This window comes from uncultured Brachyspira sp. (assembly GCF_944393015.1).
GTDB lineage: Bacteria > Spirochaetota > Brachyspiria > Brachyspirales > Brachyspiraceae > Brachyspira.
In genome coordinates this window covers 68,101-80,929 of the sequence record NZ_CALXYQ010000010.1, presented here as the reverse complement: position 1 = coordinate 80,929, position 12,829 = coordinate 68,101, and the positions used below count along the sequence as shown (strand labels likewise).

Below are 12,829 nucleotides of genomic sequence, written 5' to 3'. Positions count from 1 at the left end.
CTTGACGAAGTAAATGATGAAGCATCAGAAATTACTACTAAATTATTAAAGCATTATGGAATATACGGCAAAATTTCAATTTATGTTTCTATTCAGGAAATATTCTATAATAAAAATATTTTGGAAGCTAAAGAAAAATTAGTTAATGATAAAAAAGTACCATTAAAAGATATTTATTTATCATTATTAGATTCAAAAGATAATATTATCACACTTATAAAAAATAATGTAGAAGAAACAAAATCTATTATGGAAGAAAAATCATTTATCACTTCTATAACAGCAAATATTAGCGGTACTATATCATTTATTAATTGTCTTTTCAGTGATGAATTAAAAGAACTTATTGATAATAAATTTGATTTTGTTTTCAAAGTTCTCGACACAGCAAAATCAAAAGAAATAAAAAAGCATTGTGTATCAGTAATCAATAATAATGAAAGCATTGTAAGAAGCGAAGTAGAAAAATTAGCAAATGAAGGAAAAGAAGCATCAAGAACAGTTTATAAAGAAATAATTAAATATTGGGATTTACAAAAGTTTGATGATGATTTCCAATTCAAAAACGTTGAAGAAATAGAATCACATTTAAATAAATACTATAATGAAGGGCATGAAAGTTTAATAAAAGATATAGACGAAAATATACTTTCTAATATTCTATTAAAAGACAAACAAACTAAAGCTCCATTAAAAATAGTTCAGTATGTGTTTATGGAATATGTCGCATTAAAAGAACCTTCTATATTAAAAGACTGCAACAAAATAGCAGAGTTTTTTGATATTGATTCATTTAGAAATGCACTTGATAATATATATACAAATTGGCTTAACAACAAAGCAGATACAAAATTAAAAAATATACTTATTCCATATTGTATTTTCCAGCCTGAAGATAAACTATTAAAATTAAAAACTCAAATTGAAGAATGGGCATTAAATTCAAGAGGAGCATTAGCAGCACATGCAGTATATGCTATAGCATTAAATGCAAGCAAATTTGCATTGGTTTTAGTTGATACAATGTCTGTAAAAATTAAAAATAATCAAGTAAAAAATGCTGCTAAAGATGCATTAAAAAAGACTGCCAAAGCATTAGAGATTTCAGAAGATGAGTTAATAGACAAAATAATTCCAGATTTGGACTTTGATAAAAAAGGAATGAGAGAACTCCATTATGGAGGAGAGGCAAACAGATTATTTAAACTTCAAATAAAAAATGATTTCACTATAGAAGTAACAGATTCAAATGACAAAGTTTTAAAATCACTTCCTGCCCCAAACAGCAAAGACGATAAAGAAACTGCAGATGCATCTAAAAAAGAATTAACTTTGATAAAGAAAAATATAAAAATGATAACTTCTAATCAGATAACAAGATTAAATAAAGTTTTATTAAACGGAAGAAAATGGTCATATAAAACTTTTACTGAACTTTTTGTAGAAAATCCTATAATGAATATATTTGCTTTAAAACTTATATGGGGTGTTTATGATGAAAATAATAATTTAATAGAAAGTTTCAGATACATGGAAGACGGTTCTTTTAATACCTTCGATGAAGAAGAATATATATTTGAAGACAGTCTTAAAAATAAAAAGAATATTACTTTAGTTCACCCTATAGAATTAGACGAAGAACAATTATCAAAATGGAAAACTCAATTAAGCGACTACGAAATATCACAGCCTATAAATCAGCTTGATTTATTATTTGAAGAAGTAAAAGAAGAGCATATAAAAAACAACAAAATCATTTCTTTTGAAGATCAGGAAATAACAGCAGGCGAAATAATGTCAATGGCAAATAAAATGTCATTTGAAAGAAGCAGGAATATAGAAGACGGCGGAAGCTATACTTATTATGAATTAAAAGATTCTATATTAAATATTGCATGCCGTATAGATTTTGAATATATGTGGTTTGGAATAGAGGCTAACGAAAAAGTAACATTTAAAAATATTGCTTTCCACAGACTAGATGAAAACGGAAACTGCAATGAAGAAGAATATATAAATCCTTTAGAAATTAATAAAAGATTTACTTCATCAATATACGGAACAGTAAAATCTTATTTTATGAAGTAAAGACTTTTATAACCTGCATATATCTTTATTATAAAAATATATGCAGGTTTTATAATTTTTTTATTAGTAATATACAAGTATATACCTAAATAACTATACTTTGTCAAAAATAAAATAATAGTTTCTTTTTAATATATGGGGCTTTGCCCCATACCCCACTTCTTTTGTTGCACAAAGAAGCAGGCACAGCCCGCCTGTGGCGAAGGCTATGTTTTAGCTTAAATTTAATAAATTAAATTATATGTAATATAGTTTTAGTATGATAAAATATAAAGGATATAAAATGAGTAAGGAAATTGAAAACTTCAATAGCAATTTTGATGATGAAAGTTTTGACATGGCGTTCGTGCTTAAAGAATCATGTTTAGGAGCTGGTAAGGCTCATAAAGATAAATATGATACTTTATACATTTATGCTATAGCTTTAAAAAATATTGACTCTAATGAAATTATAGAAAATGATAATATTATTATTCAGAAAAAAGTTAAAGAAACAAAAGAGTATTTTCAAACACTTAAAAGTAAAAGCATAGTAAGATTAAAGGTGAGAAAAGAAAAAAATACTAATGATTTGTATATGAGATTTTTGCTTGAAGATATAGTTGATAGTGATTATAAAGATGATGATTTAAATATTATATTAGAAAAATATTCTAAGCCTGTTTATTATAAAGATGAAGAATTAGGAGATTTTGAGCTTGATAAATCTATTAACTGTTTTGAAAAAAATATGCCTTGGATTGATAATAATGATATATCAGTTTCATTTGATAATATTGATGAAGAAGTCAATAAAAAAAGTGTTGATATAATAAAGAAAATATTTGCTAATAAAAAGGATATTGACAAAAAACTAAAAGAGTATATAACAGAAAACATGCTTGAAGATGCCAACAACTGGAATGATGATGCAGAAAAGCCTCATATAAACAAAGAAGATTTTTCAAAATTAATAGCCTTAACATCTATAACTATATGTGAAGATATTATAACATTCTGGTTTGATGACGGGGATATTTTCTGGGGACACTCTATAGTAGTAGAAAGCGACTATGATTTTAATTTTGCAGAACCTTATAAATAGGATAATTATTAATATATAAGTTATATTTTATTTTTATATCAACTTTTTGCCGCACACGCTCTGCGGACTTCGTCAAAGTTGCAAAAGCACATATTTAGAAATTAAATTTACTACTCTATTTATATATAATAAATGGTGTGATATTAATAAAAGTTTGAAAATTTATTATTGATATTTTATATTAGCATATTACAATATTAATAGGATATAAAAATGGATAAAGAAATTGAAGATTTTAATAAAAATTTTGATGATGAAATTTTTGACATGGCATTCGTACTAAAAAGATCATGCTGCAAATATAATAAAATACCCTGGGATAAATATTATACTTTATTCGTTTCAGCTATAGCTTTAAAAAATATTGCCGCTAATGTCATTATAGAAAACACTCATATTATCATTCATAAAAAAGTCAAAGAACCTAAAGAATATTTAAAAATTCTCAAAGATGAAAGCATAGTAAAATTAAAGGTAAGAAAAGAAAAAGATCCTGATGATTTCTATATTAATTTTTTACTTGAAGATATAGTTGATAGTAATTATAAAGATGATGATTTAAATATCATATTAGAAAAATATTCAGAGATTATTTATTATAAAGATGAAGAATTAGGCGATTTTGTGCTTAATAAGGATATAAACAGTTTTAAGAAAGAGATGACTTGGACTGACAGTAATATTTCAATTTTCTTTGATAATATTGATGAAGAGTTTAATAAACAAAGCGTTGATATAATCAAAAAAATATTCTCTAATAAAAAAGATATTGACAGTAAATTAAAAGAGTGTGCTGCAGAAAGTATATTTAAACCTCATAATATGGAAAGAGAAGAATTCATAAAATTAATAAGTTTAGAATCTATAAGTATATATTCCAAAAACTGCATAACATTTTATTTTGATGATATTGACGGACATACAATACTAGTAAATAGTGATTGGGATTTTAATTTTAAACCGATTACTGAACTAATGTTTTTTTAAATTTGCATATTTCTTACAGCAACTTAAATAAATCTTAAGATATAAGTTTATCTATGATTCAAATTTTTATCATATTATAATTTTTACTCACCGTGCGTTAAATAAATTATAAACTTAATCAACACTTGGGCGGGTGCTATAATTTCTAAATAAGTTATAAAGATAATGAATGTTAAAATTTAAAATATAGTTATAAAGAATAAAGGGCGGGGTATATAATAAAAGCTTTAAAATTTAATTACACTTGCCCACCCTTTAGGCTTATAGTTTTTTCTGGTATTTAAATTTCATTTGTCTTATTAATTTGTTCTGGTATTATAGCTGCCCACCCAAGAGTTTTTTAAATTTATTGTATTCTCACCGCACGCTGAATGGGTATAAATATATAAAATTAATTTGAAATATAAATTCGCTTATATTATAAATTTTGCTTACCGTGCGTTAGAAGAATTAATATGTTGTTAATAGGATTTAATTTATATTTTTATTTTAGTTATTGTACGATGTGAAATATAAATAGGGGGAACTTTAAGAAATTCCCCCAAACGGTGTTAATTGTTAATAAAACTCTACTGAATTGATAGAATTGGCAATATTATACATTGAAGCGTATTCATTCTTTTCTGGAAAAGTGTAACTGAGAACTAAATATTTAGAATCTTTAGCCTCAAATATAGTATAAAATAAAACTGTATTTTCTAATTGTATCTTATACTGTATATTCTTTTTCCCATTGATATAGAAATAGTTTTTTAATATATTGTTATCTCTTTCCATTTTGTTTATATAGTTTATAAGTTTTTCTAAAGAATTATTATCTTTTTTCATATAACCTACTAAACAAGTGGTTTGCGTATTTTCTTCCCAAAATATACTTTCTATATGATATAAATCTTTAACATAACCTGTATTTTTTATTATATGATTTTTATCTTCATCAGTTAATCTTACAGAATTATTTAAAGGCATAAGTTTTACTTTAATATCCGATATATCGTATTTGTTTTGATATGATATATCATTATCTAAACTTAGCTTTTTAAAATTTATATCTCTGTTAGAAAATATATCCTTGTACGAATTAGTTGTGCATGATATTAAAAATAGTGTTATTATAAAATATAGTGCTTTCATTTTTGTTTTTTATTTTATTATTTTCTTACGGTTACAGTTCTGCTTGTAAAACCAATTATTCCTGTAAATAAATTAATGAAGAAATCTCCAGCATTGCTTCTAGTATATATCTCATAATTTTCGCTTCCTCCTGCAAGTCTTTCAACATCTACATCGTTTACAGGTACTAATCCCCATAAAGCATACCATTGTTTTCTTGTTAAAGTAACTCCTGTCTGAGGGCCATTGCCAACTAAATGCCTATGCTGATAAGAGCATGAAATGGCAAATATGGAAATGATCAAAAGTGAAATCATCAGTTTTACCATAAAAACTCCTTAAATTGCTTTAATTTTTCATTCATAATGAACGATGTTCAGTTTAACATAATAAGCCTGTTTGTCAATGAAAAAAGCTAAAATAAAAACATGAATACTAAATTGTTCATTTTGCTTATAAGAAATCATTTTTAATAGTAAAATAATACCTTTAAATAATATATAAAATTAAAACGAGTAAATATATACTATATTTATAAATCGTTAATTTAACCTAAATGAATAATTTTTGTTATAATATTGAAAATGAAACAAAATAAAAGAACATTCTTATTATCATATTTAGTATTTATATCAGCAATAATTCTATTTATTGTAATTTTTTCTATTCTTGGAAGTGTGGAGAGGGTAGGATATTTATCAAATTTTAATCATATATTGGAGAATAAATATTATTTTACATTGAAATTTGAAAGCAGTATTTTTAAGAACAATAAAATATATAGAGTATATCCAAATACAAATGAAATGCCTGATAATGTTACAAATATAAGATGGAGCGGAAGCTATTACGGAAATTTAGTTTTAGGTGATTCAAGCATACAATTAAAAGAAAATGATAAAATAGAAAATATTAAATATACAGTTAAAATACAAAAGAATGTATTTTTATTTTTGCTCTTTATTATAATAGTTTTTCCGGCAATTTATTTTTATGTAATACCTAATATATATTATCATCATAAAGTATATATTTTCTTTTTTGTGCTTAATTCTTTATTATATTTGATGACTTCAAATTTAATAATGCCTTTATTTTCTATGATGAAGCTTGATTTTAATATATATGATTTTTTATATACTTATCTTTTTGTGATGATAGCTTATAATTTGCTTGTGTACTATCCTTTTAATTTAGGCAATATTAAAAACATTAGAATAATACTAACGGCTTTATTTTGTGTAGTGTCGATATTTTCATTTTTTGCTATAGAGTCAATAAGTTTAACTGTACTTAGTATGGTGATATTGTTTTCAGATATGCCTAATCTTTATTCATCGCTTATTACAGTTCTTCCTATACATTTAAAAATTATTACTGTCACAGTGAGCATAATATATTTTTCTTCTTTACTAGCTTTTGTAATATTATTTATTTTTAATATATATAAAATATTTGTAGAGAGAAGTAAAATAGCATCTTTAGTGATGATAGCTTTTATAATATTCACAGTATTTTATTTATTTTTAAAGCCTAAGAATATAGATATATGGAGCATAGATTTTGTAAGAAATGCTAAAAGAAATGGTATAATAAATACACTCAACTATAGAATAAATTATGACAGATTAAATAATATAAAGCCAAGCAAAGAACTAGTATCAGATTCTATAAAATTATTAAAAGAATATGAATCAAAAAGAGATGTGTCAAAACTTTATTTAAAATCTACAAAGAATATTTTTGACAATATAAAAAAAATAGAAGATGATATGCATTCTATATTGATTGAAGCTTCATCTAAAAACAGTAATTTTATTTATAATAATGAAAATATAGATTATGAATATATAGAGCAGTTAAAAAATAATTATTATGATGTATACACTAATTTTGAAATATCAATCACAAATGATTTATCAAAAATAGAGGAATTAAAAAAAGGTTTAAAAAGAGATGTATATTTAATATTCTTAGAATCTTTTTATGATTATTCACATTTTAGAAAATTATTTAATAAAGACCCTTTCCCAAAAGAATACAGAAAATGGGCTGACTCATCAAGAAAAATAGCTCCTAATGTTAATAACGGAAGTTTTTATGCGAGGCTTTCAGGACTTACAGGATCATCTCCTCTTTATCCAAAAACTCAGTCAGAAAAGATAGAAAATACTTTACCCGATATTCTTTCAAAAAACGGATATAATACAATAGCATTAGAAGAAGCATTGAATACTTATAATTTAAAAACTTTCTATCCTTCAATAGGTTTTAAATCTCAGTTGTTCGGATTAGGAACTACAAATATTAATACATATTTAGGAACAAATATTGATAATTTGGGAAGTCCTGTATTTGCTGCAGGCTTTACTATTTTAGGACATACCGATTCTCATTTATCTAATGATTTAAACTTTGCCGAAAACAATAAAAAGTTTTTGGATAATTTTGAAGGTAATGATAAACTTCATATAATAGAAACCATTGATAATTCTGCAATGACAGCAATAAACATTATAGAGATAAGAGACACCATTTTAAAACATTCTCCTAATGCAATTATAATATTTAAACATGATCATCTTTATCCTTATTTGAAGGCTATAATAGAACGTTCCAGCATAGATGAAAAAATAAAAACTAATTTTCTAAATGATTATAAGCCTTCTCCTATACTCATTTGGGACGGTACTAACGGAGCATACAAAGCAAATGAAAATTTTACTCCTGAAAATATACCTTTATTCATAGCTGCTAATTTGAATGTTGATTATACAAATAGTGTGATATCTCTTTTATATAAAGAAGAAATTGATGATACTATCAGCACTTATAATAAATTTTATCATACAACAAATGATTCTATCATAGATAATAGCGAAGTTTCAAATATGATGATATTTAAATATGAGAATGCTCAAAGAACATTATCTCAGGATATTTTTCAGGGTAAAAAGCATTATTATAATTTGATAAAAGAATTAACTAATAATTAGAATTATTTAAATTGTTTTTTATTTAGTTCTATATTATTAGTAAATAACAGTAAACTAGATTAATCAGTAGATGACAGGTAAAGTTATCAACAGCTTGTTTATTGCTTTAATTATCAAATCCAACTCTAATATTTATTTGATCCTCTTTTTCTTGTATATTTCTTTTTAATTCTGCTTTTTCCAATCTTTTATTTTTTCTATTTTTTAAAATTTCAAAAAATACTATGATAGCTCTTTCGTTTGGAGGATTATATTTATTTATTATTTTTCTAGTTTTTGATTCTTTACCGTCTTTATCTGTTTTTATTTCTCTTACTATTTCTTTACTATAATATCCTAATGCTTTTTTTATCAAGGCATTTTCTATTTTTATTTTGACATCTTTCAAATATTCTTCTTTTGCCTTTTTTATTTTTTTTACTAAACTCTTTTTATATTTTCTGCTTGATTTATTTATATAGTTTTTTAAATCATCATAATTTATATTTAGTTTTTTGCTTATTTCCTCAAATGTAGGATTATCTTTTTTTATAATTTCGTATATTTGTTTTTCTGTTTCTTTATTATATTTTGTATTCATAACAATATCCTTAAAAAAATTATGCTATAAAATAATCAAAAAATATAAGCTATTATTAATATTATGATGTTTTTCTATAAATTGAAAAAAAATATTGCTATAAATAATAATTATTATATAATAATAAATATTAATACATTAAAGGGTTATATCTATGATTAAGAAAATAGCATTATTCTATTTATTTTTATTTGCTTTAATATCTTGTAATGCTAATAGTGACGGATCCACATCAGCATCTGCAAAATATAAAGAAGCTCCAAGAGAAAGTAAAAGCTTAACTAATTTTACAGGTATTTGGAATGCGAAATTTCCAAATAATGAATCAAGCATTGTAATAGAGAACGGAGAAAACATACTATATAATGATTTTAAAGCTTCATCTATAGAAGATTTAGGAAATGATAGATATAAAATGAGTATATCAGCAGATAAAACTTTTTCAGTTACATTGAAATTTAAATCAGATACTGAAGGAACAGTTGAAGATGATAATTTAGGAATAGGTACTTTAATAAAATCAAAATGATAAATATTCAAGTGTCATAATGTCTCTAAAAAGCCCCATTTTAATATGGGGTTTTTTATTATTAAATGATTTTTATTTTTCTATATCATTTTCATCATTATTATTTCCATCATTTTCTTCTTCGTCATCATATTCATCATCTTCATTTTCTTGCATATTGCTTGATACATAATCTCTATTTAAGAAGAATAATGTTGTAATAATTTGAAAATATGTATTGAATATATATAGAATTATCATGGCAGCAAAGTATGATAATAATCCTTCTCTGTTTTCTATAGACGATGGAAAAAGAGTCATTGAAAATACTTGCTGAAATAAAAATATAAATCCTAATAAAAATAATGTTTTAAAGAATTTAGGCTTTACCAAATAAAAAGAATATTTTAAAGCATCTATTCCCCAAGTATGCCTTAAAGCACAGATATTCTTAGCAAATACAAAAAATACTATAAAAGCAATACCTGGAACTATAAAGAAAGTAGCTCCCAAAAATACCAATATAAAATATATAAAAGTTGTAAATATAGTAGGCAATAAAAATTGAAAGCTTCTTATAATAGCCCAAGTAGCACTTTTTACGTTTCTATAAATTAATCTTTCTACTAGTAATGACACGGATATAATAGAAATGGTGTCCAAAAATAAAGAAAGAAATATATTTATATAAAATCCTATAGTAACATCATTTTTGAACCAATTAATAAGATCCTCATAAGTTTTTAATTTTTCAGGATCAAATGTGCTTATAGGAAAGTAAATTCCTGTTAGTATCAAAGGCAGACAGCATATTAAAGAGAGTATAATAAAATTAATAAAGTTTTGTTTAAACAAAGAAAAAGCAAGAGTAAATAAATCTAAAGTTTCAAGATCTCTTTTTCTTAATTCATTTCTTAATGAAAACATATATTTCCTTATAAAATTATAAAATGTACTTTTTATTATCGTATAATTATATATAAATTAAAATTTATAATAATTTTAACCTATAGTAATTTAAATTACAAATATATTTTGACATAATAATTTTAAAGTGATATATTTTATTATAAAAATAAATAAAGGATACAAAAATGAAAAATATATTAATTTCAAGTTTAGTGTTATTTTATATTTTATTATCCTGTTCCAATAATAGTAATAAAAAAGCAGAAGAGGATTATATAAATGATATTTTAACTTATCATTATTATTATCAGGAAGAAGCTAAAGATAAAGTTTCTAGTTTATTAACTGAATATCAAAATGCTTATCCTGAAAACGGTAAATTATGGGCAGATATCATAAATTATTGGTATGAAGTTAATAATATGAAAGTAAATATAGGTGTTGTTCCAGATGGTTTGGAAGATAATGATGCAACAGCTATAGTTGTTTTAGGATTTAAATTAAATGATGATGGAACTATGCAAGATGAACTTAAAGGAAGATTAGATACAGCATATATGACAGCTCAGAAATACACTAATGTTTATGTGGCATTGACAGGAGGCGGAACTGCTGTAAGCAATACAAATGCTACTGAAGCTGATTTGATGGCTGCTTATTTGATAGAGAAAGGAATACCGGAAAGCAGAATAATAGTTGAAAATAAATCTAAAACTACAGTAGAGAATGCAGAATTTACTTATGCCATATTGAGAGAAAAATATCCTAATGTTAATAAAATTATAATGGTTACTAGTCATTATCATGTCCCAAGAGGATGTTTATTATATAATACAAAATTGTTACTAGAAGCATATAATAAAAAGGATGAGGTTATAAAGATAATATCAAATGTAGGATATGATGCCGGACATGAAGGTTATGAAAGTTTTGAACTTCAATTTGACGGAGTATGTCAGATAATGAATCAGACAGATTTATTTAACAAATTAAAATCAGGTGAAATAGAGAAGCCTGCATTATAATGAATAATTAAAAATAATGAATAATATAAAAGGTTAGTTATAAATATATAGCTAACCTTTTTTTATAGCTTATTAAGCCCGCCCGCCCACCCCTAAACTTATTTAAAAAAACATGCAAATAAAAAGACTAGGCTTCATTTAGAAAACCTAGCCTTAATTAACTAATAATATTTTTAAAAATTATTTAGCATTGATAGCATCTATTATTTCAGCACATTTCATGTACATTCTAGGAATATGGAAAGGTCCTTTATACATGTTGCCTTTTAAGTCAGTAGAGATTCTTCCATCTCTGTGAAGATATCCGAACCATTCGCCGTATTCTGTATCAATGAATTTTTTAGTATATTCTTTTACCATATCATGTTTTTCTAAATATTTATCATCTTTAGTGAAATAGTAGCAGTATAAAGCAGCAATAGCAGCTTCAGTCTGAGGCCACCAGAATTTCATGTCATGGTGATATTCACTTTTAGGCTTTCCTAGTACGTCCATATATTGAATGATACCGCCATACTCTTTGTCCCAGCCCCATTCCCACATCCAGTCGAATATTTTAACTCCTAGGGCTTTTAATGTTTCATCATGTCCTCTTTCTATAGCTTCTCTTAATATAAACCAAGATGATTCTATAGCATGACCTGGATTTAATAATCTTCCTTCAAAATGATCTTGTAAAGTACCGTCAGGATTGCATTGTTCAAGAACTGCTTTTTTATCTTCGTATAGGAAGAGCTGTATGTTTTTAAGAAGATTATCAATATATTTGTTGTAATAATCTTTATTTTCAGGATCAGCTTTTCTTAATTCCTGAACAGTAGCAAGCATTATCATAGGAGGGCCGAAAGCTATAGTAGGTCTGTTGCCTGCATCAAATTTTGGAATTAAAAGTCCTTCTTTTTGATAGCGGTCTATATTATCAAGTATTTCTCTAGCCTTTTTAACATAGCTTTTATCTCCGCTCGCTCTTGAATATGCAGCCATAGCAACTAAGCAGAATGTTTCTGAAAAGTAATATCTCAATCTTTTTATGATAGGCTTGCCGTCTTCAGTAACTCTGAAATACATTCTTCCATCGCCTGCTTTATCAAAACAATATTTTTCTAAGAAGTCTATTCCAGATTTTGCAGCATCAAGATATTCCTGTTTTTTCTCAAAATCAGCATAAAGAGTTGATAATACCCAAGCAAATCTTCCCTGAAACCATACAGATTTATCGGTTTCTATAAGTCCGCCTTTTCTGTCTAAGGCAGTGTAGTATCCGCCATGCTTTTTATCAAGTCCGTTTTTTAGCCAAAATGGAATGATATTGTCTTTTAACATGTGAAGATACTCGTTTTTTACTTCGTTTAAATTACTCATATAAAAATTCCTTAAAATCAAAAATTAGATTTTATTTAACATAATATAATAATATTAACAGATTGATATCATAAAAGCAATATATAAAAACAATAATAAAAAATATTTTTTATTTTATAAAAGTTGACTATTTTTTAGATATTGTATAAAATATGTTAGAATAATCTAACAATAATA

At 25.0% G+C, this 12,829-nt stretch carries 11 protein-coding genes; 6 read left to right on the top strand and 5 right to left on the bottom strand.

Annotation, left to right across the window (positions count from 1 at the left end; genetic code table 11):
* From Q0K19_RS05580 to Q0K19_RS05570, 3 genes are all read left to right on the top strand, one after another.
* A partial coding sequence (locus Q0K19_RS05580) for a DUF4132 domain-containing protein (RefSeq protein ID WP_297246155.1) occupies positions 1 to 2,088 on the top strand: 2,088 nt, incomplete at its 5' end.
* A 283-nt stretch (positions 2,089 to 2,371) separates the two neighbouring features.
* A complete protein-coding gene (locus Q0K19_RS05575) occupies positions 2,372 to 3,172 on the top strand; it encodes a DUF2262 domain-containing protein (protein WP_297246153.1) in 801 nt (266 codons plus the stop codon).
* Positions 3,173 to 3,385: 213 nt separating this feature from the next.
* Positions 3,386 to 4,159, top strand: a complete 774-nt coding sequence (locus tag Q0K19_RS05570) for a DUF2262 domain-containing protein (protein WP_297246151.1) — start codon at positions 3,386 to 3,388, stop codon at positions 4,157 to 4,159.
* A gap of 558 nt (positions 4,160 to 4,717) precedes the next feature.
* Here the strand turns inward: Q0K19_RS05570 and Q0K19_RS05565 are convergent.
* Entirely contained in the window at positions 4,718 to 5,293 is a 576-nt protein-coding gene (locus tag Q0K19_RS05565; RefSeq protein WP_297246149.1) for a hypothetical protein, read from the bottom strand.
* Positions 5,294 to 5,310: 17 nt separating this feature from the next.
* A complete protein-coding gene (locus tag Q0K19_RS05560) occupies positions 5,311 to 5,601 on the bottom strand; it encodes a hypothetical protein (RefSeq protein ID WP_297246147.1) in 291 nt (96 codons plus the stop codon).
* Between the two features lie 255 nt (positions 5,602 to 5,856).
* Here Q0K19_RS05560 and Q0K19_RS05555 point away from each other — a divergent pair, with 255 nt between their 5' ends.
* Positions 5,857 to 8,268 (top strand): hypothetical protein, encoded by a 2,412-nt coding sequence (locus Q0K19_RS05555; RefSeq protein WP_297246145.1) that lies wholly within the window; start codon positions 5,857 to 5,859, stop codon positions 8,266 to 8,268.
* Between the two features lie 106 nt (positions 8,269 to 8,374).
* On the opposite strand, the gene Q0K19_RS05550 is transcribed toward Q0K19_RS05555, so the two are convergent.
* Entirely contained in the window at positions 8,375 to 8,848 is a 474-nt protein-coding gene (locus tag Q0K19_RS05550) for a hypothetical protein (protein WP_297246143.1), read from the bottom strand.
* Positions 8,849 to 9,002: 154 nt separating this feature from the next.
* Between Q0K19_RS05550 and Q0K19_RS05545 the strand changes: the two genes are divergently transcribed.
* On the top strand, positions 9,003 to 9,377 hold the full coding sequence (locus Q0K19_RS05545) for a hypothetical protein (RefSeq protein ID WP_297246141.1): 375 nt from the start codon (positions 9,003 to 9,005) through the stop codon (positions 9,375 to 9,377).
* A 72-nt stretch (positions 9,378 to 9,449) separates the two neighbouring features.
* On the opposite strand, the gene Q0K19_RS05540 is transcribed toward Q0K19_RS05545, so the two are convergent.
* Positions 9,450 to 10,283 (bottom strand): hypothetical protein, encoded by an 834-nt coding sequence (locus tag Q0K19_RS05540; RefSeq protein ID WP_297246139.1) that lies wholly within the window; start codon positions 10,281 to 10,283, stop codon positions 9,450 to 9,452.
* Between the two features lie 167 nt (positions 10,284 to 10,450).
* On the opposite strand from Q0K19_RS05540, the gene Q0K19_RS05535 reads away from it, so the two are divergent.
* Positions 10,451 to 11,290, top strand: coding sequence for a YdcF family protein (locus Q0K19_RS05535; RefSeq protein WP_297246137.1), 840 nt, complete (start codon positions 10,451 to 10,453; stop codon positions 11,288 to 11,290).
* A gap of 180 nt (positions 11,291 to 11,470) precedes the next feature.
* Here Q0K19_RS05535 and Q0K19_RS05530 read toward each other — a convergent pair whose 3' ends face one another.
* A complete protein-coding gene (locus Q0K19_RS05530; RefSeq protein WP_297246135.1) occupies positions 11,471 to 12,652 on the bottom strand; it encodes an AGE family epimerase/isomerase in 1,182 nt (393 codons plus the stop codon).
* Between the last annotated feature and the right edge of the window lie 177 nt (positions 12,653 to 12,829).

Excerpts from the sequence above, each read along its gene's own strand:
- Q0K19_RS05575 (WP_297246153.1), top strand. The coding sequence starts at position 2,372 with ATGAGTAAGGAAATTGAAAACTTCAATAGCAATTTTGATGATGAAAGT.
- Q0K19_RS05570 (WP_297246151.1), top strand. The coding sequence starts at position 3,386 with ATGGATAAAGAAATTGAAGATTTTAATAAAAATTTTGATGATGAAATT.
- Q0K19_RS05565 (WP_297246149.1), bottom strand. The coding sequence starts at position 5,293 with ATGAAAGCACTATATTTTATAATAACACTATTTTTAATATCATGCACA.
- Q0K19_RS05560 (WP_297246147.1), bottom strand. The coding sequence starts at position 5,601 with ATGGTAAAACTGATGATTTCACTTTTGATCATTTCCATATTTGCCATT.
- Q0K19_RS05555 (WP_297246145.1), top strand. The coding sequence starts at position 5,857 with ATGAAACAAAATAAAAGAACATTCTTATTATCATATTTAGTATTTATA.
- Q0K19_RS05550 (WP_297246143.1), bottom strand. The coding sequence starts at position 8,848 with ATGAATACAAAATATAATAAAGAAACAGAAAAACAAATATACGAAATT.
- Q0K19_RS05545 (WP_297246141.1), top strand. The coding sequence starts at position 9,003 with ATGATTAAGAAAATAGCATTATTCTATTTATTTTTATTTGCTTTAATA.
- Q0K19_RS05540 (WP_297246139.1), bottom strand. The coding sequence starts at position 10,283 with ATGTTTTCATTAAGAAATGAATTAAGAAAAAGAGATCTTGAAACTTTA.
- Q0K19_RS05535 (WP_297246137.1), top strand. The coding sequence starts at position 10,451 with ATGAAAAATATATTAATTTCAAGTTTAGTGTTATTTTATATTTTATTA.
- Q0K19_RS05530 (WP_297246135.1), bottom strand. The coding sequence starts at position 12,652 with ATGAGTAATTTAAACGAAGTAAAAAACGAGTATCTTCACATGTTAAAA.